Raw genomic sequence first — 24,897 nt, forward strand, 5'->3', positions numbered from 1 at the left:
AGAAAATAAATGAAAGTTGCGAATCAGGGTTGGTTAAATGGACTAATCGGCGTGATTATTTTTGCGGGTTCTTTGCCTGCAACACGTGTCGCCGTCATGGATTTCAGTCCTACTTTTTTAACTGCTGCTCGGGCTGCAATTGCTGGTTTATTAGGTTTATTCTTACTTTTGCTATTAAAACAACAGTTTCCTGTTAAAAAGGATTGGCTTGCATTATCTTATGTGGCAATCGGTGTGGTGATAGGATTTCCGTTATTTACTGCGCTCGCTTTGCAATATGTGAGTGCTGCACATACGATTGTTTTTGTTGGTTTACTTCCTTTATCGACTGCTATTTTTGGTGTATTACGGGGTGGAGAAAGGCCAAATGTAAATTTTTGGTTATTTGCCATTTTAGGTGCTTTGATCATTTTTACTTACATGATCATTCAAAGTGATACATGGCGATTTGGCTATGGCGATATTTTTATGTTACTTGCAATCTTACTGTGTGGCTTTGGTTATGCTGAGGGTGGAAAATTATCAAAGCGCTTAGAAGGATGGCAGGTTATTTGTTGGGCGCTGTTAATAACTTTGCCAGTTATGCTGTTGATTTCATATCTCTACATGCCTGCGGACTTCGCGCAGATTTCAAATGCTGCGAAATTGGGGTTAGCTTATGTTTCTCTATTTAGCATGTTGATAGGTTTCTTTTTTTGGTACAAAGGTTTAGCACAAGGAGGTATCGCAGCAGTAGGACAATTACAATTATTGCAACCCATATTTGGACTAATGATTGCAGCTGTTTTGCTTCACGAGCAAGTAAGTGTTGCGATGTTTGCTGTTACCATCGCTGTGATAGCCTGTGTTGCATGCGCCAAAAAATTTGCATAATTTATAGCAGTTATAAACAATTGGCAGGTTTGGGAACACCAGCTAAACGACTTAGATGACGCGCGACTAAACCTGTGTTAAATCTTTGCTGTAATTCAGCATTATTGATTTCAGCACTAACCGTCTTCATCAAAAATTTAATCAGTGGACGAGTTGCTGGGGAATGTCCAAATTGTTGATAAAATTGACGTACGGCGTGGAGAATTTCGAAATGCCAAGCGGTCAGTTCTAGATCAAGTGATTGAGCAAGTTGCTGGGCAACTTCAGGATTCCAAATTGTATAATCGACCAAATGACCGTCTTGATCTAACTCTAATTGCATGAAATAACCTAATTAACTAAAAATAATTTATTTTAAAGAAATACATCGTTTGAATTGCAGAACTAAATCAGCGAATTCAGCGTATTCTATAACTTTGACCTCAGATTTTATTTCATCTCCAAGTAAACTTTGCTCATTACTTAAGCAGTAAAGATTTGAATAAAGATCTACAATCTTTTTAGTTAGCACTAAAAGTCCATCCCCCATGACTACAACCGTATCATTCACATGTGCCATTTGAGCTAACTCAATCCAGATTTTATCTGTGTTGTAGTAAGGGGATTGAATCAAAAATAAAGTTGAATTTTCCATGTTTCTGAGCTCTACCAGTACAAAATATGATCGAAAGATTGAATAAATTCAGGTTGAATATCAACCAACTCGATTTCTTGATCACTATCTTGCACAATCGCCAAGTGTTGATTTTTAGTTTCAACTAAAATCGGGGTTAAATCATAGAATTCAAAACTGTCCACCATATTGGCAGCAACTTTGAAAGCTTGTTTGAATTGATCGAACTCTAATTTATTGTTCAATAAGCTCAGTGCAGCATCTTTTAATAATACTTTGACAGAAATGCCAAAGGTTGCTAAAACCATAGTTGCAGACACGCTTTCGTTGATCTGCAAACTAGTTAAATTGGATTGCGTTAGGATGACGAGTACAGATTTCACACAATTTACCTTTTAAAAGCAACACTCTATTAATGAACTTAAACTAAAATTGAATTAAACGAGAACAGCTTTGCACAGCATCAGCTAGCTCTCCAAGCCCAACTAGCTCAAAACCTTGCGCTAAATTGTGTTGTTGAAGTGAATGACGTTGGGCATTGCTTGCATCAGTGATTCCCCGAGCAAGGGCAGCACTGACACAGACAGGGAGTCGAATGCCAAGCTTTTGCCATTCTTGTTTTAGATTGCGTTGATCATCAGGAAACCACTGTAAATCATTCGCAACCTGAACACCATCTTGGTAAAAGAAGACACGAAAATCTTCGGACTTATTTCCTAATGCTTGAGCTAAACCAAAAGCATGCCAAGCCATAATTGAAGTAGGTGCAGAAGTTATTAACAGTAGTGTACTCATTGAACATTCACTATGGTCACGTAAGCAAAATGATGGACAGATTAAAAAGAAGGTAAGTATACAATGATTTTGGTGACAGGTGGTTTAGGCTTTATCGGTTCACATATTGCTTTGAGTTTATTAGCACGTGGGCAAGAAGTTGTTATTGTTGATAATTTGGCCAATTCGACTTTACAAACCTTGGAGCGCTTAGAATACATCTCAGGAATGTATATTCCATTTGTTAAAGTAGATGTGAGAAATACACCTGCCTTAAATAAAGTATTTGAACAATATTCAATTCATACTGTTATCCATACAGCCAGTTTTAAATCGCTTGAAGAATCTGTTCTAAAGCCATTGGAATACTACAATGATAATGTCAGCAGCATTATGAGCTTATTGAGAGCAATGCAGCGGATGGGAGTTAGAGAATTAATCAATATTTCTAGTTTGGCTGTATATGGGCAATCTAATCCAAGTGTAGTTGAAGAGACTGAGTTTAATTATCGCTACCCAAATCCATATATTCGATCTCAGCAAATGGTTGAAGATATTATTGCAGATACTTATAAAGTCGATCATGAATGGAAAATTATCAATCTCAGGTTATCCAATATTGTTGGTGCTTTTGAACATGGAGTTTTAGGAGAATACGTAACTCAACTCCCTAAAAATATTGTGCCTTTAGCTTTACAAGTTGCAGCGATGCAGCGAGATTGTATCGAATTGCAGAATCAAGCACAGACAGAAGATGGAACGGTTGAAAGGAGCTTTTTACATGTTTTGGATGCTTGTGATGCAGTTTTGATCGCATTAAATTGGTTAAAAACACAAACCAGTTGTTTGGAAGCATTCAACATTGCACATCATCAACTTACATCTATACAAAATTTGATTGATGAAGTTGCGAGAGTCACTCAGACCGAAATTAAAGTGCAACCTGCTGTATATCAAAACCAAGAGTTAGCGCAATTGGGTGCAAATATTGATAAAGCAAAAAAAATATTAAATTGGGTTCCTAAACGTTCTCTATCACAAATGATTGAAGACGAATGGCGTTTTTATCGAAATACCTTAACAGGCAATTAAGATAATGATTCTTATTTACAATTTTAATGGCTTTGTTTAGGATAATTAAGACTTATCGAATATACATCAATATGAACTGAGTCTTCGCTAGCCAAAAGCATCAGTTTGCTTCAGCCCGTGAACATTTTAACCAAATAAAGCAGAGGTTGTTTATGCAAATGCGAATTGAACATGACACTATGGGCGAAGTTGAAGTTCCAAATGACGCCTTATGGGGTGCACAAACGCAACGAAGTTTACAGAACTTTAAAATCGGTCAAGAACGTTTACCGCGTGCCATGATTCGTGCCATGGGTTTGGTGAAAAAAGCAGCTGCAATTACCAATGCTAAATTAAAACAGCTCCCTGAAGATTTAAGTCAATATATCGTCGGTGCGGCGGAAGAGGTGATTGCTGGACAATGGGATTCGCAATTTCCATTGGTGGTTTGGCAAACAGGTTCTGGTACGCAAAGTAATATGAACTGTAATGAAGTGATTGCAAACATTGCCAATCAAAAATTAGGACAAGTACTCGGTGCACAAAAACCAGTACATCCAAATGATCATGTCAATCGTGCACAATCAACCAATGATTCTTTCCCAACAGCAATTCATGTGGCTGCAAGTATTCAGATCAATGAACTGCTTATTCCTGCTGTTGAAAAGTTAAAAGCGACCCTACAACGCAAGTCTGAAGAATTTGACAGTATTGTTAAAATTGGTCGTACGCATTTACAGGATGCAACGCCTCTGACTTTAGGACAAGAGTTTAGTGGTTATGTGTCGCAGTTGGATCATGGCTTAAAACGTTTACATCAGGCGCTTGAAGGTTTGTATGAACTGCCATTAGGTGGGACAGCCGTGGGGACTGGACTAAATGCTCATCCTGATTATGCGGCGAAAGCAGCTGAGCAACTGGCTGAACTTACAGGTTTACCATTCGTGACAGCACCGAATAAGTTTGAAGCTTTGGCAGGGCGAGACGCAGCAGTATTTGCTTCAGGCGCTTTAAAAACATTGGCTGCAAGCTTAAATAAGATTGCTAATGATATTCGCTGGTTAGCCAGTGGTCCTCGTTGTGGTTTTGGTGAGATTCGTATTCCAGAAAATGAACCTGGTTCAAGTATCATGCCGGGTAAAGTCAATCCTACACAAAGTGAAGCGATGACCATGGTTGTTGCTCAGGTTCTAGGTAATGACACTACCATCAATGTGGCGGGTGCATCAGGTAACTTTGAGCTGAATGTATTTATGCCAGTGATTGCTTATAACTTATTGCAATCTATTCAGTTATTAGGAGATGCTTGTAATAGCTTTAATGATCATTGTGCGGTAGGTATTGAACCAAATCGTGAGAAGATTGATTATTTCTTGCATAACTCTTTAATGTTAGTCACAGCACTCAATCCTGTGATTGGTTACGAAAATTCTGCCAAAGTTGCCAAAACCGCTTATAAGGAAAATAAAACCTTAAAACAAGTTGCTATTGAATTAGGTCTAGTCACAGCAGAGCAGTTCGATGAAGTGGTTAGACCCGAAAATATGGTTTCTCCGAATAGTAAGTAAGTCGTATTGGTAGTTTAAAAAATCCTTCTTTAACCTAGGGGGATTTTTTATGAGTAGTTTTTATAAATCGATCTGCGTACAATATGCTTTTGATTTACCTGATTGTTGCTTCATTATGCTCAATATTTATTTGACAGATACCAAAACCAATATCCAGTTTTCTGATCTTCCAAATGAAAATCCTGTTAAATTTGTATTGAATTTAAAGAAAATTTTTCCAAGTACGGCTGATTTGTTGTTGCCTGTATTACCAGAAGACAATGATTTAGAGAATGTGACTTGGGAAGCAACTTCTAAAGATTTCGAAGTATTTAAGAAATTATTGGAAGGTTGGGGAATCATTGAATTACGTTTAAGTGCTATTACCGCTTATAAAGATAAAAATTTTGCCAACGAGTTAGTCAAAAAAGCGCAAGTTAAACGTAAGCAGATTTCTCAGAAACAAGCACAGCTTTCCTTGATTGCATTGGATTATGTGTTGATGCATGAGATTCATGCACTGATTGATGCTGAATTAGTGATGATTGGTGAAAAATTCTATTTACCAACGTTACGAGAACTATGGAAAGGACAGTTTTCAGATCAAATTTTGCAGTGCAAATTTTAATCTTCAAAAGCAGACGTTAAAGTCTGCTTTTTTATTGATTTATTTTGATTAGCACTGAAAGAGATACTTGATCTACAAAGAATTACAAGAATTTAGTGTTGGTATTTTTGGTCGGCATATATATTGCTTATAGGGATATAAATATTATTGCGGGAGAGAAGTTCTTCAATGAACTCGCCGAAGGAGCAACGACCCCGGAAACTCTCAGGCAGAAGGACTGTAATGATATAAATACAATCTGGAGAGCAGTGTTCGATTTGAAGAATTATAAGAGAAAAGTTTCTTCTACGATTAACACTCACCGAAGGGGAAGGCTTAATGATTAATTGGTAATCATCTGCCAAAACTCTCAGGTACCATGACAGATGGGGCTAAACATTATGAAATGTTATGCATTTCAAGGAGTTTGCTATGCCACATGTTGTTGTTATTGGTGCGGGGATTACGGGTGTAACGTCTGCTTATGAATTAATTAAATTGGGTTATGAAGTCACAGTGATTGATCGTCATTTATTTCCAGCAATGGAAACTTCATTTGCCAATGGTGGGCAGTTGTCTGCTTGTAACGCTGAGGTCTGGAATCAGAAGGCAACAGTGTTGAAAGGGATTAAATGGATGAGTAAGAAAGATGCGCCTTTATTGCTCAATCCGTCTTTTAGTGTGCATAAATATCGCTGGCTAGTCGAGTTTTTGACTCACATTAAGGACTATAAGGTAAATACAATTGAAACAGTTCGTTTAGCGTTGTTAGCAAGACAACGATTATTTGAAATTGCAGAAAAAGAGGATATTGCTTTTGATTTAGAAAAGCGCGGTATTTTGCACATGTACCATACTAAACAAGACTTCGATATTGCCAAAAAAGTGAATGATGTTTTAGTCGAGGGTAAACTTGAGCGTTATGCAATAACACCTGAAGAAATGAAATCTATTGAGCCAAATTTAACTGGTGATTATTATGGTGGATATTACACTGCTGCGGATGCAACAGGAGATATTCATAAGTATTCTGTTGGTCTTGCCGAAAAAACAAAACAATATGGTGTGAAATATCGCTTTGGTTTGGATGTTCTTGATGTTAAATGTTTGCAGGATAGAGTTGTAGTAGATTGCAAAAATAGTTCTGAGAATATGCACCCTGATAATAATCAGCTGACTCAAATTGAAGCTGATATTATTTTAGTGTGCGGTGGTGTTGGAAGTTATCAGCTTGCAGATTTGTTGGGGGATATAGTCAATATCTATCCTGTAAAGGGATATTCAATTACAGTCCAGCTTAAAGATGAGCGAAGTGTAAAAAATGCACCGTGGGTGAGTCTGCTTGATGAAAGCGCAAAAATTGTTACTTCTCGTTTAGGCGCTGATCGCTTCCGTGTCGCAGGCACAGCCGAGTTTAATGGCTATAATCGTGATATTCGCGCAGATCGAATCCAACCTTTAATTAACTGGGTGAACCAAAATTTTGATATTTCAACTGAGCACGCTGTACCATGGGCGGGCTTACGTCCGATGATGCCAAATATGTTGCCTGTAGTGAAACAGGGGAAACATGCGCGAGTATTTTACAATACTGGGCATGGGCATTTAGGCTGGACTTTATCTGCCGCAACAGCGGTATTGATTAGCGAGGAAATTGCACAAAAATTCCCAAGTTAAATATAAAAAGCCGATGTGAAAACATCGGCTTTTTATTTATCAATCATACAAACGATAAATTCCTGTAAAACGTTCACAACCTTTTTGCTCACTTTTTATAATTAATAAGGCTTTTTGAAAGTCAAATTGGTACTGGCACTTTTTCTCATTATCAATAATAAGATTCTTTTGTTCGGGAGTCGTATAGGCAAGTAAAGATAAAGTTTGAGTCTCTACACGATTATTGGGATTACGATAAGCAATTCCTTCGATTTTTAACTTATCTTTATCCAGTTGATGAATCTGGATGTGAACAGGTTGTTTGGCTAAATCACCATGTTCAAATTTTAAATAGTGTTGTGTAAGCGTCTGATTCATAGAAGTATAAAAGTTTAAATCATCTAAACGAATATCAAATTGTTGCTGATAACAATTTTTAGATTTGCACTGCTGGATTTGATTAAGCCAAAGCTTTTGTGTGTCATGTAGTAGTTGAATTGGAGCATCAGTCACAAGATAAGCGGTTAAAAACTTATTATTCAGCTTAGTTCGTTGGTCTTGATACTGCTTAGAACAAATTTTTTTTTGCTCAGCATTCTGTGTTGTACAATTAATTGACGCGGCAAATACAAATGATGAGCAAAAACAACTCAATGTGATGATATAACCAGATTTCTTTAATTGATTTATTAAGGTGTTCAACAGCATAATCACTTATATGTTCAGCCTAATTTGCTCACTGTACTATAGCGAAATAGAAAGCCTGAATACAAGATTTGTTCAGTATATTGTAAAAGGAAAATCATATGGTTGCTCAGATTCGTATTGGACAAGGGATTGATGTACATGCTTTTGAAGAAGGCAGTTTCGTTACTTTAGCTGGGATTAAAATTCCGCATACACATGGTTTAAAAGCGCATTCAGATGGTGATGTAGTCTTGCATGCATTGAGTGATGCTTTACTTGGCGCATTAGCATTGGGAGATATTGGGCAACATTTCCCAGATAATGATCCTGAGTATAAAGGGGCTGATAGCCGGATGTTATTGAAACATGTATATCAATTAATTTTAGATCGTGGTTATCATTTAAATAATGCTGATATCACAGTTGCGTGTGAACGTCCAAAGCTCGCAAAACATAATTTAGAAATGCGCCAAAGTGTTGCTGATGTACTTGAAGTCGATATCACCCAAATTAGTATCAAAGCAACAACAACGGAACAACTAGGATTTACAGGTCGTCAAGAAGGCATTTTAGCAACAGCAACAGTCTTAATTTCACATCAAGCAAGATGATCTACATCCATTAATGATTGTTCAAGTTCAAGTGTTGCTTTACGACCTTGCAGTTGTAAAGTAATACTATGAATTAAACCAGTCCAAGTCTCATTCGGTTCCCAAATCTCATGAAGTAATGCTTGAGCTGTGGGCATATCCATATCCATATAAAATTGACGATATAAATACATCAAACTACTTACACGCATGTTTTTGGCACAATGCAGCCAAACAATTTCATTTTGAACAAGATGAGCAATTAAATCTAAAACGAATAAGCATTGTTCTGCACAAGGAAGATCCCAATCAATAGGAATATGAATGTAGTTTAAGCCTAAATCCAAGCAGATTTGGTCTTGTTTCGCTAAATGATTTTCTGATTTGCTTGTCGCAAGATTGATTACTGTACTACAGCCATATTCTTTAATTTGCAATAATTGTTCAGCGCTTGGCTGAGCAGAACTAAATAGATGCTCGTGCACCAAAGAAAAACTAGGAATTTCAGACAGTGCTTGTTCGAGTGAAGTCATAATGTTCGCTTTGTAGTTATCAAAGTTTCAACCAAGAGGAGAAACTTCTTCTAATAAAAGATTTTCTACTATAAGTGTTTTTATTTAAGTGTTCAATTTAGATCGCAAAAATAAAAACAGCATCATGATGATGCTGTTTTCTTTAGCTATTTAGTCTTTTTTCAAATTCTCATTTAATAAGAATTCCATTAATGCCTTTTGAGCATGTAAGCGATTCTCTGCTTCATCCCAAACAACAGCATTTTTATGATCCAGCATGTGTTCAGAAATTTCTTCGCCACGGTGTGCGGGTAAGCAATGCATAAATAAACAATCTGGATGAGCCAGATCCATTAATTTTTCATTCACTTGGAAATCAGCAAATGCTTTTTCACGAAGTTTTTGTTCTTCTTCTTGCCCCATGCTTGCCCATACATCAGTTACGATCAAGTCAGCATTAACCGCAGCATCCTCAGCTTTATTGAACACTTCTACACAATCGGCAAATTCAGTTAAAAACTCAGGTTTTGGTTCGTAACCTTCAGGTGCAGCAATTTTGAGTTTAAAACCCATCATATGTGCTGCTTCAATGTATGAATTACACATATTGTTGCCATCGCCAATCCAAGCAACCGTTTTACCTTTGATGCTTCCACGGTGTTCTTGAAAGGTTTGTAAGTCAGCAAGTAATTGACATGGATGGTGGTCATCCGTTAATCCATTAATGACAGGAACTTTCGAATAAGAAGCAAAACGTTCAACAATATCATGGCCAAAAGTACGAATCATCACGATATCAAGCATGCTTGAAATGACACGTGCTGAATCCTCAATTGGCTCACCACGACCTAATTGAGTATCTCGTGGAGAAAGGAAAATCGCGTTACCGCCAAATTGGCAAATGCCAGCTTCAAAAGAAATACGTGTACGTGTACTCGATTTCTCAAAAATCATTCCTAAGACTTTACCTACAAATGGTTGAAAAACCGTATTTGCATGTTGCATGCGTTTCAATTCTTGAGCACGGTCTAAAATGCGTTGCAACTCTAAAGTTGAAAGGTCTCGTAAAGTCAGGAAATGCCGAAGCGCCATAGTTACTCCCACAATAATTATTGAATAAAAACAATAATTAATTGTTATTTAATGGGTGGTGATAAAAAAGGAATTGACTACTATACTACACCACCTAAAAAATGCAAAAGAATTAGACTTTTTGATGAGCTTTTAAGAATAAATCAACGGAATAATTAATATAATCAGTTATTTCAGCGTCATTTGCTGATACTTCTAAACCCATTAAAAGTCGCCACTCAACATCACGTAGAATTCCGAAATACATCATGGCAGAGAAATGAGGGTTAGAGCAGTATATTTCATTGAGGTCGTGTGCCTGACCTAAAGCAAATGCAATCGTATTCTGTATATTTAAAGCACATTGGTCATAAAAATAGTGCGCTAATTGTATATCTTTTTGAGTTTGCTCTGTGAACATACGCATAAAGGCAATATTTTCAGGTTGAATAATATGTTGATAAAAGCGTTGTAATGTTTGTACAAGGTATGTTCTTAAATTATTTTGTTCCGAAGTGTATGGAAAACAAACACCTTTAAAAAACACCTCACGACGATAATCACAAATCGCAGTAAAAAGCCCTTCTTTGTTGCCAAAATATTTATAAATAGAAGCTTTTGAGCCACCTGCATGATTGACAATATCATCCAAGGAAACCGCATCATAACCTTTTTCAAGAAATAAATCGGTTGCACATAGTAATAAGGCAAGGCGACGTTCTTGACCACGACGAGTTTGAGGTTGTTCGCAACTTGGGTAACAAATATCAGTCATTATATTCAATGAGCGTTGAGGGAATATTTTATTATAGCAAAAACCATATGTATTGTATGGCTATGGCATTGGATCATGTATCTAAACATCTCAATGTAAAAAAGCGAGTAATGTGATCATTACTCGCTTTTATGGACTATTTATGATTTATGCTGAACGCACTTCATCGTCTTCATCATCGTCTGTTGAATCCATGCCAAGCTCTTTAAGTTTGCGAGTAAGCGTGTTACGGCCCCAACCTAAAAGCTCTGCTGCATGGCGTTTGCGACCACGTGTTTGTTGAAGGGCTGCATTAATCAAAGTGCGCTCAAACATTGGTGTTGCGATATCTAAAATTTTCATTTCGCCATTTTTTAATTTTTGAATTGCCCATTGAGCTAGTAGCTCATCCCAATGATGTACAGCAATTCTTTCAACTAAAGCTGGGCTTGTAGCTGATGCGTCATTTGTCGACTTTTGTATAGCAACTTGTTTTAGCTCAGCAGGTAGATCTTCTGGATAGACTTCACGTCCAGTAATCATTACTGTTAACCAACGACAAGTATTTTCTAATTGACGAACGTTACCTGGCCAAGGGAGTTGCTGCATATAGTCAGTTGTTTCTGTACGTAAGATTTTAGGACTAACACCTAATTCTTTACCTGCACGCGCCAAGAAATGTTGCGCAAGCATAGGAATATCTTCGCTACGATGAGCAAGTTTCGGAATATGAATGCGAATGACATTAAGGCGATGGTACAAGTCCTCACGGAAACGACCTTCATTCACCAACTTCTCTAAGTCTTGGTGAGTTGCGGCTACAATTCGGACATCAACTTTAACTGGAATGTGTCCCCCAACACGGTAGAACTCGCCATCAGCAAGGACGCGAAGTAAGCGTGTTTGTGTTTCAAAAGGCATATCACCAATTTCATCAAGAAATAATGTACCGCCGTTGGCTTGCTCAAAGCGACCTTGATGCTGAGTATTTGCACCTGTAAACGCGCCTTTCTCATGCCCAAATAACTCAGTTTCAATTAAGTCTTTTGGAATGGCAGCCATATTGAGTGCAATAAATGGTTTAGCACGACGAGGCGAATGTTTGTGTAATGCATGTGCAACAAGTTCTTTACCTGTACCAGATTCACCATTAATCAATACCGTGATATGGGATTGAGATAAACGTCCAATTGCACGGAATACTTCCTGCATTGCAGGTGATTCACCAATGATTTCGGTTGATTGTAAAGGCGTCGTGGCTTTGGTTGCTTCTTGTTGTTGCAATTTATTGATGTGCAAAATAGCACGATTCACTAATGCTAAAGCTTCATCGATATCAAATGGTTTTGGTAAATACTCAAATGCACCAGTTTGGTAACTCGAGACAGCAGATTCTAAATCAGAATGTGCTGTCATGATGATGACAGGTAGATCTGGATGTGTGTTTTTAACTTTAGATAAGAAAGTTAAGCCATCAATTCCAGGCATGCGAATATCTGTCAAAATGACATCGGGTGCAGCATCATGCAAACGTTCTAGCGCTGTTTGTGCTTCTTCAAAGTTGGTGACGTCAAAACCTTCTTCTTTAAAAGTTTTTTCGAGTACCCAACGCATGGCACGATCATCATCTATTACCCAAATTTTATTTCGTGACACGGTCTAACTCCCAAGGTAAATATAAGCTAAATATGGTTTTTCCTGGAACGGACTGACATTCGATCATTCCGTTGTGTTGATGCATAATGTTTTGCGCGATACTGAGGCCAAGTCCTGTACCTTTTGCTCGTCCAGTAACAAGCGGGTAAAATACAGACTCTAATATGCTTTCTGGAACACCTGGTCCATTGTCTTCAATATCAATTCTTATCGATGAGCGATTCAGAACACCGTTAATTGTCACTAAGCGTTGAATGCGCGTTCTTAAAATCAGCTCTGGTTCTGAATCGACAAAAAAATCTTTATTTTCAGTCATTGCTTGCACAGCATTTACGCTGATATTGAGCATAACTTGAATCAGTTGATCACGGTCAGCCATCACATCAGGTAAAGATAGGTCGTAATCGCGGGTAATCTTAATTTTTTTCTTCGTTTGATTCACAATAAGTGAACGAACGCGCTCTAAAGGTTCATGAACATTAACCAGCTCGTAGCTTGGTAATTGACGTGAACCAAGCATGGTATCTGCTAGATTGGTTAGGCGATCGACTTCACTAATAATAATGTCGGTAAACTCACGATAGCTTTCATCATTTAAGCTGCGAGCAAGTAATTGTGTTGCACCACGAATGCCCGCTAAAGGATTTTTAATTTCATGTGCCACGCCACGGACCAATTGGCGCGCGACTTGATGTTGTTGTACTAAATTTTCTTCTTTAGAAATTTTCAACATTCGATCAATTGGATTCAGTTCGATTAATAAAAGTGGGTGATAACTTTTACCTGCATTTAATTGTGAGACCGTATAATCCACATGGATTGGTTTAAAGTTCACATTAATTACAGCTTCGCGACGTGTGTAATGTTGTCCGCTTTCTAATGTATTTAATAAAGCTTCATGTGTATTAAATGCATCATCATGTGCATGAAGCAGATTGAGCACTGGTTGGCCTGACGCGCGAAGTAAACTAACATCGAATAATGCTTCACAAGCCGAATTTAAATAAAAAATATTAAGATTACTATCGACCAATAATATGGCAGTGGTCAGATTATCTACGAGCAGTCGATAGTCGATAGTGTTATGTTGATCCATTTGTGAATCGTCCTGTTTTAAAATGGCGCAATAAATATCAATGTAGATGAATAGCCATTAACTTCTGAAATGTATTTAATGCAAAATGCAAGCCAACTTTGTATTGGCTAATATTCAATAACTTAATTCATAAATAATGAGTTTATGCTGTATTTTTCACATAGATTGAGTTATTTCAATATTTTATCATGCTTTAAAATGGTGCGTTGTTGGGGTTTGTTTAAAATTTTGGTTGTATTTTGGTGCATTACACAAAGAGATGGCTTTGTAGCTATGCGGCAGCAAAGAAAAGTCATACAATACGCCGATTCAAGTGGAGCGCAGATTCATGAAGACCCCCAAAGTCGGTTTTGTATCTTTAGGTTGTCCTAAGGCATTGGTAGATTCTGAACGAATTTTAACTCAGTTAAAGACTGAAGGTTATCAAGTTGCATCAGATTATGACGGTGCAGATTTGGTTGTTGTTAATACTTGTGGTTTTATTGAATCTGCAGTGCAAGAGTCTTTAGATGCCATTGGCGAAGCCATGAGCGAGAACGGTCGTGTGATCGTTACAGGTTGCTTAGGTAAAGATGAAGATAAAATTCGTCAAATGCACCCAAATGTGCTTAAAGTTACAGGGGCGGCAGCTTATCAAGATGTAATGGAAGCTGTACATGAATATGTACCAGCTCCTCCAAAACATAACCCATTTATTGATCTAGTCCCAGAACAAGGTGTGCGTTTAACACCAAAACATTATGCTTATTTAAAAATATCAGAAGGCTGTAACCATCGTTGTACTTTCTGCATTATTCCAAGTATGCGTGGTGATTTAGTTTCTCGTCCTGTAGGTAGTGTGTTAGATGAAGCAGCAGCATTAAAACGCGCTGGTGTAAAAGAAGTATTGGTTATTTCTCAAGATACTTCTGCTTATGGTGTCGATACCAAATACAAGTTGGACTTTTGGAATGGTCAACCTGTAAAAACTAAGTTCTATGATATGTGTGAAGCACTTGGTCAGCTTGGTATTTGGGTGCGTTTACATTATGTCTATCCTTACCCACATGTCGATGCAGTCATTGACCTAATGGCACAAGGAAAAATCCTGCCATATTTAGATATTCCTTTTCAGCATGCCAGTCCGCGCATCTTAAAATTGATGAAGCGACCAGCTCATAGTGAAAATACATTAGAGCGTCTGAAATTGTGGCGTGAAAAATGCCCTGAATTGGTGATTCGCTCAACTTTTGTTGTGGGTTTCCCTGGTGAAACTGAAGAAGATTTCCAAACTCTATTGGAATGGTTAAAAGAAGCCCAATTAGATCGCGTGGGCTGTTTTACTTATTCACCAGTAGAGGGTGCGACAGCGAATGATCTTCCTGACCATGTGCCAGAGGAGATCAAGCAAGATCGTTATGAGCGTTTCATGGAAGTTCAGCAAGCGATTTCTGCTGCAAAACTACAAAAGCGTATTGGTCAGACGATGACAGTATTGGTTGATAGCTTGGAAGAAGAATTTCCAGTTGCTGTTGCGCGTTCATATGCAGATGCACCAGAAATCGATGGCAACGTATTTGTTGAAGATATTGATAAGAGTGTGATTAAAGCGGGTGATTTACTCGAAGTCGAAATCACGGATGCAGATGAATATGATTTATTTGCTAAGTTGATTCAGATTAAATCAGCTTGATATTGAATTAAATTGAAGAAATTTTGAGATTAGTCGGTTTGGAGTAAAGGTATGTCAGCTTCTAAAAATCCACGTTATGCACGAATCTTGCTAAAGCTTTCTGGTGAAGCTTTAGCAGGCAATAAAGATATGGGTATCGATGCCCAAGTATTAGATCAGATGTCACTTTCAATTGCGCACTTGGTTGGTTTAGGTGTGCAGGTTGGTATCGTTGTTGGTGGCGGTAACTTATATCGTGGTAGTCAGTTACAAAAAGATGGTCTTGTAGGTCGCGTAACAGGTGACCAAATGGGGATGTTGGCAACTGTAATGAATGGTTTGGCAATGCGTGATGCATTAGTGCGCCGTAATATCAAAACACGTTTAATGTCTGCACTTCCAATTGGCACCGTTGTTGAATCTTACTCAAGTCGTGATGCAATTCGCCACCTAAGCCAAGGTGAAGTTTGTGTATTTGTTGCGGGTACAGGTAATCCATTCTTTACCACAGATACAGCTGCTTGCTTACGTGGTATTGAAATTGAAGCAAACCTCATCTTAAAAGCAACTAAAGTTGATGGTGTTTATAATAAAGATCCAAGTAAATATGATGATGCAGTTAAGTATGATAATTTAACTTTCGATCAAGTACTTGATGAAAAGTTGGGTGTAATGGATCTTACAGCAATTTGCTTATGCCGTGATCATAATGTCCCATTACAAGTATTCGATATGAATAAATCGGGTGCTTTACTTTCTGTTGTAATGGGTGAAAAAGAGGGTACTCACGTTACGAATTAATGTACGTGAGCCATAAAGCGCTTTATACTAATGTCTAAATATTTTGTAATACCTAATGAATAAGTAAGGAAGATCATATGATTAACGATCTCAAAAAAGATAGCGAATTGCGTATGAATAAAACACTTGACTCTTTGGAGCAAGGTTTTGCAAAAGTTCGTACTGGACGTGCGCATCCATCTATTTTAAATGGTGTGATGGTTCCTTACTATGGTTCTGATGTTCCATTAAACCAAGTTGCAAACGTAGGACTTGAAGACTCACGTACACTCTTAGTACAACCATTTGAGCGTTCAATGGTTTCAGCAATTGATAAAGCAATTCGTGAAGCTGGTTTAGGATTAAATCCTATTACAGCAGACGCAATTCGTGTACCGATGGCTGCATTGACTGAAGAAACACGTCGCGATATGCAAAAAGTTGCACGTACTGAAGCTGAGAATGCCAAGGTTGCAATTCGAAACATTCGTCGTGATGTATTAGGTGATATCAAAGCATTGTTGAAAGAAAAAGAAATTTCTGAAGATGATGATCGCCGTGCATCAGAGGATATTCAGAAAATTACGGATAAATTCGTTGCTGAAGTAGAAAAGCGCTTGGCTGCGAAAGAAGCTGAATTAATGAAGGTCTAACTTTATGACCTTGCAAGAAGATCAACTTCTTCCTCAGCATGTTGCCATCATTATGGATGGCAACAATCGCTTTGCCAAAAAGATGCAAATGCAAAAAGGTGATGGGCATCGTGAAGGCAAAAATGTCTTGGATCCGATTGTCGAGCATTGTAAAAGTGTCGGCGTAAAAGCATTAACGGTTTTTGCATTTTCAAGTGAAAACTGGAATCGACCACAATATGAAGTCGATTTACTCATGAAGTTGTTAGAAGATACGATTCATGAGCAGCTTCCTCGTATGGAAAAGTTTAATATTGCTCTACGTTTTATTGGTGACCGATCGCGCCTCTCAGATCATTTAAGTGATTTAATGCGATATGCAGAACAAAAAACAGCTGCCTTTGATTCCATGACCTTAAGTATTGCGATTAGTTATGGTGGTATGTGGGACATGGCGAATGCTGCAAAATGTATTGCTCAAGATGTTCTTGCTGGAAAAGTTCAAACAAATCATATAAATGTTGATTTATTTGATAAATATGTCAGTCTAAATGACCTACCTGCTGTGGATTTATTAATTCGTACAGGGGGGGATTATCGCCTTTCAAATTTCTTATTGTGGCAAGCTGCGTATGCAGAATTGTACTTTACAGAAACTTTATGGCCAGAGTTTAAGGTCGAAGAATTGGATTACGCATTTCGTGTTTTTTCAGGACGTGAACGACGTTTCGGTAAGACGACAGAACAGATTCAACAAGCGAAAATAGAGAATTAATAATGTTAGAGCGGATTATTACCGCATTGGTGTTAGTTGCTGTTGTTTTAAGTTGCATGTTTGCGACGCAATCACATTATCCAATGTTTGTGCTTATGATTTTAGCAGCTGGGGTTGCAGGCTATGAGTGGTTTAAGCTTATGCCTCATAAAGAAGCTATTGTTTCAAAACCTAAGGCTTGGATATATGGTATATGTGTAGCATCGGTTTCAATACTCGCTTTATTTTTTAATGATGTTGCATTGTTGTTATGGGCAGCATCTATTCTTACGTGGCTAGGGAGTATTTACTGGGTTAAAAGCTTTCCAGAATCAGATAATTGGTACAATATGTCATTGTATGCTATTGGTTTTATTCTAATTTCTGCAGCAGTGACTGCGCTTTATGCGGTTTGGCATAGCTCACCTTGGTGGCTGATGTATTTGTTCTTGTTAGTTTGGGGGGCAGATAGTGGCGCATATTTTGTTGGTCGTAAATTTGGTAAAAGAAAACTTGCTCCTACAGTAAGCCCGAATAAATCAGTTGAAGGATTGTATGGTGGTATTGCAACAACAGTTGTGATTATGTTGGTTATACAATATTTCTATTTAAATTTAACGACAATCCAGCTTATTTTGTTCTTAATTCTTTCAATTATTACCGTATTTGCATCAGTATTAGGTGACTTATTTGAGTCAATGATTAAACGTCGTGCAGGTATTAAAGACTCAGGGCGTGTACTTCCAGGGCATGGTGGAGTATTAGATCGAATTGATTCACTTCTTGCTGCCGCGCCTATTTTTGCAACTGGTATGTATGTATTAGTAAAACTCATTGGTGTAGATCTTTAAATGACACAAGCTGTTTGTATATTGGGTGTTACGGGTTCAATTGGGCAAAGTACCTTAAAAGTATTGGCACGACACCCAGACCAATACTCTGTTTATGCGGTTTCTGCATATAGTCGTTTAGATGAACTGGTAGAAATATGTAAAAAATACAGCCCTAAAATAGTGGTTGTTCCGAAAATAAAAGCATTAGAACTAGAACAACGTTTAAATCAAGAAAATCTAAAAAATATTGAAATTTTAACAGATGAAGCGGGTTTGATAGCCATTGCTGAACATGATGCAGTTGATATTGTTATGGCTGCAATCGTCGGTGCTGCTGGCTTATTACCAACACTTGCCGCAGTCAAAGCAGGCAAACGTGTGTTACTTGCAAACAAGGAAGCCTTGGTGATGTCAGGTGACATCATGATGCAGGCAGCACGTGATCATAATGCTTTATTGCTTCCTGTCGATTCAGAGCATAATGCGATCTTTCAGTCATTACCACACAATTATTTACAGATTGAGAGAACAGGTGAGCCACAACTTGGTGTGTCTCAGGTTTTATTGACAGCTTCTGGTGGTCCATTTCTTAATCATTCTTTAGAACAATTACATGATGTAACGCCTCAACAGGCTTGTAAGCATCCAAATTGGTCTATGGGGCAAAAAATTTCGGTAGATTCAGCGACTTTGATGAATAAAGGTTTGGAATTGATCGAAGCGTGTCATTTGTTTTCAATATCAGAACATTTTGTTACAGTTGTTGTTCATCCACAAAGTATTATTCATTCCATGGTGCAATATGTGGATGGATCAACTTTGGCACAAATGGGTAACCCAGACATGTGTACGCCAATTGCGCACGCATTAGCATGGCCGCAACGCTTAATGACGGATGTTCCTGCTTTAAATCTGTTCGAAACAGCTCAATTAAATTTTCAGGCACCTGATAATATTAAATTCCCAGCTTTAAATTTAGCTCGTCAAGCCATGCGTGCGGGTGGGTTAGCACCTACAATTTTGAATGCTGCCAATGAGATCGCGGTTGCTGGATTTTTAAAAGAGCAAATTCGATTTACTGACATTACGCAAGTGGTCGAGCATACTTTACAAGTTGTACAAAATGCTAAAGCAGAAAGCATAGACATCATCTTGCAGACTGATATGATCGCAAGAGGTATCGCAGAGAAGTACATCGTAGGTATAGGGGGTTAAATCGTATGAGCGCACTATTTATGATTGTTGCAGCGATTTTATTATTAGGCCCTCTGATTGCGATTCATGAGTTTGGCCATTATTGGGTCGCGCGTAAATTAGGCGTTAAGGTTTTAGTTTATTCTATTGGCTTTGGACCGACTTTGCTTAAATGGCAATCGAAAAAATCAGGTATACAATACCAGCTTTCAGCATTGCCGCTTGGTGGTTACGTTAAAATGCTGGATGAACGTGAAGGTAATGTTGCTGAGCAAGATTTACCTTATGCATTCAACCGACAATCTCCATGGAAGCGTATCGCAATTGTTGCTGCTGGACCGTTGATTAATCTTATTTTTGCAGTTTTATTGTTTTGGATTTTGTTTTTACCAGCCCAAGAACAGCTCAATACCCGTATTGGCAAAATCATGCCAAATACACCTGCTGCCCAAGTCGATTTACATGTTGGCGATAAAGTGGTGATGGTGGATGGTCAAACAACTGCAACATGGGAAAAACTGAATTACGCTTTGGTTAATCGCGTTGGAGAGACTGGTCAAGTTTCGATTGTTGTTGATCGTGCGGGAACTGAAAAACAATACAATTTGCCAATTAAAGACTTTTTAAAAGATCAAAGCCAATCTCCATTAGATGTATTAGGTTTCTTACCTTATCGTCCATTTATATCAGCGACTGTAAAGGAATTGAGCCCAGATGGTGCTGCAATACGCCAAGGTATGAAAGTGGGTGATCGCATCGTCGCAATTGATAGTGTTGCAATGAAAGATTGGTTTGATGTTGTGAATGTTGTGCAAAATTCACCTGAAAAACTTTTGAATATTGATGTAATACGTCAAGGTCAACTTGTACATTTACAGGTGATGCCGCAAGGTCAACGTGACAATATGGGTAATATGAGTGGTGTTCTTGGAGTGAAAAGTGATGCGGGTAAAATCACGATTCCCAATGAATACAAACAAACCATTCAGTATTCACCTGTTGAAGCATTAGGTGTCGCTGTTGAAAAAACAACACAATTGTCAGGTATGATTTTTAGTTCGATTACTAAAATGGTACGTGGACTAATTGGATTGGATAACTTATCAGGTCCTATTACGATTGCAAAAGTTGCAGGACAGAGTGCTGAAATGGGGTGGCAAACCTTTATTTCTTTTATGGCGTTGATGAGTGTAAGTCTGGGTATCCTAAATTTATTACCAATTCCAATGCTTGATGGTGGTCACTTAGTTTATTACTTTATCGAAGCAATTCGTGGTAAACCTGTTTCCGAACAAATACAAATGTTTGGTCTAAAAGTTGGTATGGTACTGCTCGGTAGCATGATGCTTTTGGCTTTATTTAACGACTTCATGCGTTTATAAAAAAACGCAAACGGAATTTAACTTACTGGAAAATATATGGGCATGCGTCACACACATTTATTAATGCCTTTGGCACTGGTTAGTGCGATGGCAGTGGTACAACAAGCATACGCAGCAGATGAGTTTCTTGCACAAGATATACGAATTGATGGCCTCGTGCGTTTAACACCTGCAAGTATCTATTCTATGTTACCAATAAATAGTGGCGATAGAGTAAGTGATCCTGTGATTGCTGAGGCGATCCGTACTTTATATGCTTCAGGTCTATTTGATGACATTAAAGCCTATAAAGAAAAAAACGTATTGGTTTTTAAAGTTGTTGAGCGTCCAATTATTTCTAAATTGGAGTTTAAAGGTAATAAGCTGATTCCTAAAGAAGCCTTAGAGCAGGGCTTAAAGAAAATGGGGATTGCAGAGGGCGAAGTCTTTAAGAAGTCAGCATTGCAGATCATTGAGACTGAACTTGAGCAGCAATATACTCAACAAGGTCGTTATGATGCTGATGTAACGGTTGATACCATTGCTCGTCCAAATAACCGTGTTGAGCTCAAGCTTAATTTTAATGAAGGTACGGCTGCAAAAGTTTTTGATATTAATATCATTGGTAATACTGTATTTAGTGATAGTGACATTAAGCAGGCTTTTGCAGTTAAAGAAAGCGGTTGGGCTTCGATTGTTACACGTAATGATCGCTATGCACGTGAAAAAATGGCAGCAAGCTTAGAAGCATTACGTGCTTTATATCTGAATAAAGGTTATATCAACTTTAATATTATCAATTCACAACTCAACATCAGTGAAGATAAAAAACACATTTTCATTGAGGTCTCAGTTGATGAAGGCGGTCAGTTTAAGTTTGGTGAAACCAAATTCTTAGGCGATGCACTCTATAAACCTGAAGAATTAAAAGCACTAAAACTATATAAAGATGGTGAAACTTATTCACAAGAAAAAGTAAATGCGGTGAAGCAATTACTACTTCGTAAATATGGTAATGCAGGTTATTACTATGCTGAAGTGAATGTTGTACCTGAAATTAACAATCAAACTGGTATCGTAAACCTCAATTATTACATTAATCCTGGTCAGCAAGTCACTGTTCGTCGTATTAACTTTACTGGAAATAGTAAAACAGCGGATGAAGTATTACGTCGTGAAATGCGCCAAATGGAAGGTGCTTTAGCAAGTAATGAAAAAATTGATTTATCAAAAGTGCGTTTAGAACGCACAGGTTTCTTTAAAACTGTTGATGTAAAACCTGTTCGCGTACCTAATTCTCCAGACCAAGTCGATTTAAATGTAGATGTTGAAGAGCAACATTCTGGCACAACGACATTAGCAGTAGGTTATTCTCAAAATGGTGGTGTGACATTCCAAGCTGGTTTGAGTCAAACCAACTTTATGGGTACTGGGAATCGTGTTGCGATTGATTTATCTCGTTCCGAAACACAAGACTATTATAACTTAAGTGTGACGGACCCATATTTTACTATTGATGGTGTTAGTCGTGGTTACAACGTTTATTATCGAAAAACGAAGTTAAGTGAGAACTATAACGTCAATAACTACGTGACAGATAGCGTCGGTGGTAGTTTAAGTTTCGGCTACCCAATTGATGAAAATCAGAGTATTAGTGCGTCTTTAGGTATCGATCAAACTAAAGTAAGAACAGGTCCAAGCGTATCTACATACATTCGTGATTATTTGCTGGCAAATGGTGGTAAAGCAACAGCTCAATCCACTTGGTGTCCAAGTGGAAAAAATCAGGTTATAGATCAAAAAGAAGTTCCAGGAACTTGTGAAGGTGGTTTTAAAAACTATGATAGTGCTTTTGAAGGTACATTCTTAACTTATAATTTAAACTTAGGTTGGTCTTATAACACCTTGAACAGACCACTATTCCCAACTTCAGGTATGTCGCACCGTGTGGGTCTAGAAGTAGGCCTTCCAGGTAGTGATGTTGACTATCAAAAAATGACTTATGATGCTCAGGCATTCAAATCATTGCCGATGGGATTTGTACTTAGAGGCTATGGTAAATTAGGTTATGGTAATGACCTACCATTCTATAAGAACTTCTATGCGGGTGGTTATGGATCTGTTCGTGGTTATGACAATAGTTCACTAGGACCTAAATACCCAAGTGTAATTTTCCAAGCAACTGGTAAAAATGACCCGAGCCCAGAAGAAGTTGGTGGGAATGCCTTGGTTCAATTTGGAACAGAGTTAGCATTACCTTTGCCATTTAAGGGCGATTGGACACGTCAAGTTCGACCTGTACTTTTTGCCGAGGGTGCTCAGGTATTTGATACGCAATGTAATGTACCAAAGGGTAATATATTAGTAGGTGCTAGTACTGTTGATATCAAACAATATTGTAATGATAACTACAAGTTCGATTTTGGCAATATGCGTTATAGCGTTGGCGCTGGTTTTACGTGGATTACGATGATTGGTCCATTATCATTAAGTTATGCTTATCCGCTTAATGATAAGAGTGGTGATAATACCAAATCTATTCAATTCGAAATTGGTCGTACTTTCTAAGTACGGCCCTTAAACTCTTAAAATATAAAAGGACGAAATAATGAAAAAATTAACGATGTTGATGTTAGGCTTAGGTTTAACGGTTTCTGCTATGACGAATGCTGCTGGTATAGGTGTTGTTGATCTAACTCGCGTAGTTGAAAGTAGCACATATCTTAAACAACAAAATGCTGCTCTTGGTCAATCAGTTAAACCAACATCGACGAGATTAGAACAATTAGGCAAAGAATTAGAAACTATGCAGCAAAAAGCGCAAACTGATGGTCCTAAGATGAATCAAGCTGATATTCAGAAAATGACTGCGCTGTATCAAGCTAAGTTAAATGAGTTCAATACAACCCAACAGGGCTTACAGACTAAAGTACAGTCTTCATTGCAGTCAATGAACACTGCATTTGAAGGAAAAGTGAAGCAAGCAGCTGAGCAATTAAGAAAAGAAAATAATTTAGATCTTATTTTGAATAAAAATTCAACAATTGCCTCTGACGCTCAGTATGATTTAACTGATAAAATGATCCAAAAGGTTAACGCACTGAAATAATCAATGAATAGACGTAGTTATCGTTTAGAAGAAATAGCTCATCTTGTAAAAGGTGAGCTTTTTGGTGATAAAGATTTTAAAATTTCTAATTTGTCTAGTTTGGAACAGGCACAAAATCATCACATTTGTTTTGTAAATGGTGAAAAATATTTAGCACAAGCTGAAGCAAGCGAAGCAGGTGTTTATATTGTAACAACTGCATTAAAACAACAATTATCATCGAAGCAAAATTTTATCATTGTAGAAAATCCTTATCTTGCTTTTGCAACTCTTACACATTTATTTGAGAAGAAAATTTCTCGAAAAGGTATCGAAAGTACTGCTCAAATTCATCCTTCTGCAATTGTGGCTGATAATGCTTATATAGGGCACTATGCTGTCATTGGTGAGCATTGTGTTATTGGACATAATACAATTATCCAAGCACATGCTTTTATTGATGATGAAGTTGAAATTGGTAATGACTGTTTCATTGATGCGCATGTCACGATCACGGGCGGTGCAAAGTTAAAAGATCGGGTTCGTATTCATGCGAATACTGTGATTGGATCAGAAGGTTTTGGTTTTGCACCTTATCAAGGAAAATGGCACCGTATTGCTCAACTCGGTTCGGTAAGAATCGGTAATGATGTCCGTATTGGCTCAAATTGTAGTATTGATCGTGGCGCATTAGATGACACAATTTTAGCAGATGGCGTCATTATTGATAACCTTGTGCAAATTGCCCACAATGTTCAAATTGATCAACATACAGCCATCGCTGCAAACACGGCAATTGCTGGAAGTGTCCGAATTGGCAAAAACTGTATTATCGGTGGTGGCAGTGCAGTTGCAGGGCATTTAAATATTGCGAATAATGTGACGCTTACTGGAATGTCAATGGTCACAAAAAGTATTTCTGAAGCGGGAATCTTTTCTTCGGGAATTGGACTATTTGAAAATAGTCACTGGAAAAGAACTGTTGTACGCCTTAGACAATTAGCAGATGTGCCATTGACCCAAATCACTAAAAGGCTTGATCATATGCAAGCTCAATTAGAGTCCCTTGAATCAACCTTTAAGTTACGTAAATAATT

General features: G+C 37.8%; 26 protein-coding genes and 1 riboswitch. Of the genes, 16 read left to right on the top strand and 10 right to left on the bottom strand.

The genetic code is table 11. The annotated features are described in order from the left end of the window. Positions 1–9 precede the first annotated feature (9 nt). The gene (locus O1450_RS07560) at positions 10–873 is read left to right on the top strand and encodes a DMT family transporter (RefSeq protein ID WP_269230306.1); all 864 of its coding nucleotides are present in this window, start codon (positions 10–12) and stop codon (positions 871–873) included. A gap of 10 nt (positions 874–883) precedes the next feature. Here the strand turns inward: O1450_RS07560 and O1450_RS07565 are convergent, their stop codons facing one another. Genes O1450_RS07565 through tusD form a run of 4 tightly spaced genes read right to left on the bottom strand, consistent with a single transcriptional unit; the run spans position 884 to position 2,281 of the window. After that, on the bottom strand, positions 884–1,195 hold the full coding sequence (locus O1450_RS07565; protein ID WP_269230307.1) for a TusE/DsrC/DsvC family sulfur relay protein: 312 nt from the start codon (positions 1,193–1,195) through the stop codon (positions 884–886). A gap of 27 nt (positions 1,196–1,222) precedes the next feature. Further along, positions 1,223–1,507 carry a hypothetical protein gene (locus O1450_RS07570; protein ID WP_269230308.1) on the bottom strand — a complete coding sequence of 95 codons (285 nt, stop codon included), beginning with the start codon at positions 1,505–1,507 and terminating at the stop codon, positions 1,223–1,225. Positions 1,508–1,518: 11 nt separating this feature from the next. Next, on the bottom strand, positions 1,519–1,869 hold the full coding sequence (locus O1450_RS07575; RefSeq protein ID WP_269230309.1) for a hypothetical protein: 351 nt from the start codon (positions 1,867–1,869) through the stop codon (positions 1,519–1,521). A 43-nt stretch (positions 1,870–1,912) separates the two neighbouring features. Then, positions 1,913–2,281, bottom strand: a complete 369-nt coding sequence (tusD, locus tag O1450_RS07580; protein ID WP_005160335.1) for a sulfurtransferase complex subunit TusD — start codon at positions 2,279–2,281, stop codon at positions 1,913–1,915. 63 nt (positions 2,282–2,344) lie between these two features. On the opposite strand from tusD, the gene galE reads away from it, so the two are divergent. From galE to O1450_RS07600, 4 genes are all read left to right on the top strand, one after another. Then, on the top strand, positions 2,345–3,352 hold the full coding sequence (galE, locus tag O1450_RS07585; RefSeq protein ID WP_269230310.1) for a UDP-glucose 4-epimerase GalE: 1,008 nt from the start codon (positions 2,345–2,347) through the stop codon (positions 3,350–3,352). Positions 3,353–3,504: 152 nt separating this feature from the next. Continuing rightward, positions 3,505–4,899 (top strand): class II fumarate hydratase, encoded by a 1,395-nt coding sequence (gene fumC, locus O1450_RS07590; protein ID WP_269230311.1) that lies wholly within the window; start codon positions 3,505–3,507, stop codon positions 4,897–4,899. Positions 4,900–5,014: 115 nt separating this feature from the next. Next, positions 5,015–5,506 carry a hypothetical protein gene (locus tag O1450_RS07595; RefSeq protein WP_269230438.1) on the top strand — a complete coding sequence of 164 codons (492 nt, stop codon included), beginning with the start codon at positions 5,015–5,017 and terminating at the stop codon, positions 5,504–5,506. Positions 5,507–5,646: 140 nt separating this feature from the next. Then, positions 5,647–5,736: riboswitch (glycine riboswitch) on the top strand. 181 nt (positions 5,737–5,917) lie between these two features. Beyond that, positions 5,918–7,162, top strand: a complete 1,245-nt coding sequence (locus O1450_RS07600; RefSeq protein ID WP_269230312.1) for a D-amino acid dehydrogenase — start codon at positions 5,918–5,920, stop codon at positions 7,160–7,162. A gap of 39 nt (positions 7,163–7,201) precedes the next feature. Here O1450_RS07600 and O1450_RS07605 read toward each other — a convergent pair whose 3' ends face one another. Continuing rightward, complete coding sequence (locus tag O1450_RS07605; protein ID WP_269230313.1) at positions 7,202–7,849, bottom strand: A1S_1983 family putative colistin resistance protein; 648 nt, start codon at positions 7,847–7,849, stop codon at positions 7,202–7,204. A gap of 98 nt (positions 7,850–7,947) precedes the next feature. Here O1450_RS07605 and ispF point away from each other — a divergent pair, with 98 nt between their 5' ends. After that, entirely contained in the window at positions 7,948–8,439 is a 492-nt protein-coding gene (ispF, locus tag O1450_RS07610; protein ID WP_269230314.1) for a 2-C-methyl-D-erythritol 2,4-cyclodiphosphate synthase, read from the top strand. Here ispF and O1450_RS07615 read toward each other — a convergent pair. From O1450_RS07615 to glnL, 5 genes are all read right to left on the bottom strand, one after another. Next, positions 8,427–8,951 carry a protein tyrosine phosphatase family protein gene (locus tag O1450_RS07615; protein ID WP_004662015.1) on the bottom strand — a complete coding sequence of 175 codons (525 nt, stop codon included), beginning with the start codon at positions 8,949–8,951 and terminating at the stop codon, positions 8,427–8,429. The genes ispF and O1450_RS07615 overlap by 13 nt on opposite strands. Before the next feature lie 150 nt (positions 8,952–9,101). Beyond that, positions 9,102–10,022: an ornithine carbamoyltransferase gene (argF, locus tag O1450_RS07620; protein ID WP_004662017.1), complete on the bottom strand. Its 921-nt coding sequence runs from the start codon at positions 10,020–10,022 to the stop codon at positions 9,102–9,104. 112 nt (positions 10,023–10,134) lie between these two features. Next, a complete protein-coding gene (locus O1450_RS07625) occupies positions 10,135–10,776 on the bottom strand; it encodes a TetR/AcrR family transcriptional regulator (RefSeq protein ID WP_004662020.1) in 642 nt (213 codons plus the stop codon). Between the two features lie 147 nt (positions 10,777–10,923). Next, positions 10,924–12,411: a nitrogen regulation protein NR(I) gene (gene glnG, locus O1450_RS07630; protein ID WP_005216038.1), complete on the bottom strand. Its 1,488-nt coding sequence runs from the start codon at positions 12,409–12,411 to the stop codon at positions 10,924–10,926. Continuing rightward, on the bottom strand, positions 12,398–13,507 hold the full coding sequence (gene glnL, locus O1450_RS07635; protein WP_269230315.1) for a nitrogen regulation protein NR(II): 1,110 nt from the start codon (positions 13,505–13,507) through the stop codon (positions 12,398–12,400). Before glnL ends, glnG begins: the two co-directional genes overlap by 14 nt. Before the next feature lie 328 nt (positions 13,508–13,835). On the opposite strand from glnL, the gene rimO reads away from it, so the two are divergent. From rimO to lpxD, 10 genes are all read left to right on the top strand, one after another. Then, positions 13,836–15,179 carry a 30S ribosomal protein S12 methylthiotransferase RimO gene (gene rimO / locus O1450_RS07640; RefSeq protein ID WP_269230316.1) on the top strand — a complete coding sequence of 448 codons (1,344 nt, stop codon included), beginning with the start codon at positions 13,836–13,838 and terminating at the stop codon, positions 15,177–15,179. 51 nt (positions 15,180–15,230) lie between these two features. Then, positions 15,231–15,959, top strand: coding sequence for a UMP kinase (gene pyrH / locus O1450_RS07645; RefSeq protein WP_004662027.1), 729 nt, complete (start codon positions 15,231–15,233; stop codon positions 15,957–15,959). Positions 15,960–16,036: 77 nt separating this feature from the next. Next, complete coding sequence (gene frr, locus O1450_RS07650; protein WP_004662028.1) at positions 16,037–16,591, top strand: ribosome recycling factor; 555 nt, start codon at positions 16,037–16,039, stop codon at positions 16,589–16,591. Positions 16,592–16,595: 4 nt separating this feature from the next. Further along, entirely contained in the window at positions 16,596–17,345 is a 750-nt protein-coding gene (uppS, locus tag O1450_RS07655; RefSeq protein WP_269230317.1) for a polyprenyl diphosphate synthase, read from the top strand. Between the two features lie 2 nt (positions 17,346–17,347). Further along, positions 17,348–18,175, top strand: coding sequence for a phosphatidate cytidylyltransferase (locus O1450_RS07660; RefSeq protein WP_269230318.1), 828 nt, complete (start codon positions 17,348–17,350; stop codon positions 18,173–18,175). Further along, entirely contained in the window at positions 18,176–19,372 is a 1,197-nt protein-coding gene (gene ispC / locus O1450_RS07665; protein ID WP_269230319.1) for a 1-deoxy-D-xylulose-5-phosphate reductoisomerase, read from the top strand. A gap of 5 nt (positions 19,373–19,377) precedes the next feature. Continuing rightward, the gene (gene rseP / locus O1450_RS07670; RefSeq protein WP_269230320.1) at positions 19,378–20,733 is read left to right on the top strand and encodes an RIP metalloprotease RseP; all 1,356 of its coding nucleotides are present in this window, start codon (positions 19,378–19,380) and stop codon (positions 20,731–20,733) included. Between the two features lie 36 nt (positions 20,734–20,769). After that, a complete protein-coding gene (gene bamA, locus O1450_RS07675) occupies positions 20,770–23,280 on the top strand; it encodes an outer membrane protein assembly factor BamA (protein WP_269230321.1) in 2,511 nt (836 codons plus the stop codon). A 40-nt stretch (positions 23,281–23,320) separates the two neighbouring features. Next, positions 23,321–23,821 carry an OmpH family outer membrane protein gene (locus O1450_RS07680; RefSeq protein ID WP_269230322.1) on the top strand — a complete coding sequence of 167 codons (501 nt, stop codon included), beginning with the start codon at positions 23,321–23,323 and terminating at the stop codon, positions 23,819–23,821. A 3-nt stretch (positions 23,822–23,824) separates the two neighbouring features. Then, a complete protein-coding gene (gene lpxD, locus O1450_RS07685) occupies positions 23,825–24,895 on the top strand; it encodes a UDP-3-O-(3-hydroxymyristoyl)glucosamine N-acyltransferase (RefSeq protein ID WP_269230323.1) in 1,071 nt (356 codons plus the stop codon). Positions 24,896–24,897: the final 2 nt, after the last annotated feature.

The organism is Acinetobacter sp. TR11 (genome assembly GCF_027105035.1).
GTDB lineage: Bacteria > Pseudomonadota > Gammaproteobacteria > Pseudomonadales > Moraxellaceae > Acinetobacter.

Bases quoted from the DNA above. Each gene is read 5' to 3' on its own strand.
- pyrH (WP_004662027.1), top strand. From the start codon at position 15,231: ATGTCAGCTTCTAAAAATCCACGTTATGCACGAATCTTGCTAAAGCTT.
- ispF (WP_269230314.1), top strand. From the start codon at position 7,948: ATGGTTGCTCAGATTCGTATTGGACAAGGGATTGATGTACATGCTTTT.
- glnL (WP_269230315.1), bottom strand. From the start codon at position 13,507: ATGGATCAACATAACACTATCGACTATCGACTGCTCGTAGATAATCTG.
- frr (WP_004662028.1), top strand. From the start codon at position 16,037: ATGATTAACGATCTCAAAAAAGATAGCGAATTGCGTATGAATAAAACA.
- rimO (WP_269230316.1), top strand. From the start codon at position 13,836: ATGAAGACCCCCAAAGTCGGTTTTGTATCTTTAGGTTGTCCTAAGGCA.
- ispC (WP_269230319.1), top strand. From the start codon at position 18,176: ATGACACAAGCTGTTTGTATATTGGGTGTTACGGGTTCAATTGGGCAA.
- O1450_RS07595 (WP_269230438.1), top strand. From the start codon at position 5,015: ATGCTCAATATTTATTTGACAGATACCAAAACCAATATCCAGTTTTCT.
- fumC (WP_269230311.1), top strand. From the start codon at position 3,505: ATGCAAATGCGAATTGAACATGACACTATGGGCGAAGTTGAAGTTCCA.
- bamA (WP_269230321.1), top strand. From the start codon at position 20,770: ATGGGCATGCGTCACACACATTTATTAATGCCTTTGGCACTGGTTAGT.
- uppS (WP_269230317.1), top strand. From the start codon at position 16,596: ATGACCTTGCAAGAAGATCAACTTCTTCCTCAGCATGTTGCCATCATT.
- O1450_RS07600 (WP_269230312.1), top strand. From the start codon at position 5,918: ATGCCACATGTTGTTGTTATTGGTGCGGGGATTACGGGTGTAACGTCT.
- O1450_RS07660 (WP_269230318.1), top strand. From the start codon at position 17,348: ATGTTAGAGCGGATTATTACCGCATTGGTGTTAGTTGCTGTTGTTTTA.
- O1450_RS07615 (WP_004662015.1), bottom strand. From the start codon at position 8,951: ATGACTTCACTCGAACAAGCACTGTCTGAAATTCCTAGTTTTTCTTTG.
- O1450_RS07680 (WP_269230322.1), top strand. From the start codon at position 23,321: ATGAAAAAATTAACGATGTTGATGTTAGGCTTAGGTTTAACGGTTTCT.
- rseP (WP_269230320.1), top strand. From the start codon at position 19,378: ATGAGCGCACTATTTATGATTGTTGCAGCGATTTTATTATTAGGCCCT.
- O1450_RS07565 (WP_269230307.1), bottom strand. From the start codon at position 1,195: ATGCAATTAGAGTTAGATCAAGACGGTCATTTGGTCGATTATACAATT.
- lpxD (WP_269230323.1), top strand. From the start codon at position 23,825: ATGAATAGACGTAGTTATCGTTTAGAAGAAATAGCTCATCTTGTAAAA.
- O1450_RS07605 (WP_269230313.1), bottom strand. From the start codon at position 7,849: ATGCTGTTGAACACCTTAATAAATCAATTAAAGAAATCTGGTTATATC.
- O1450_RS07625 (WP_004662020.1), bottom strand. From the start codon at position 10,776: ATGACTGATATTTGTTACCCAAGTTGCGAACAACCTCAAACTCGTCGT.
- O1450_RS07570 (WP_269230308.1), bottom strand. From the start codon at position 1,507: ATGGAAAATTCAACTTTATTTTTGATTCAATCCCCTTACTACAACACA.
- O1450_RS07560 (WP_269230306.1), top strand. From the start codon at position 10: ATGAAAGTTGCGAATCAGGGTTGGTTAAATGGACTAATCGGCGTGATT.
- galE (WP_269230310.1), top strand. From the start codon at position 2,345: ATGATTTTGGTGACAGGTGGTTTAGGCTTTATCGGTTCACATATTGCT.
- tusD (WP_005160335.1), bottom strand. From the start codon at position 2,281: ATGAGTACACTACTGTTAATAACTTCTGCACCTACTTCAATTATGGCT.
- argF (WP_004662017.1), bottom strand. From the start codon at position 10,022: ATGGCGCTTCGGCATTTCCTGACTTTACGAGACCTTTCAACTTTAGAG.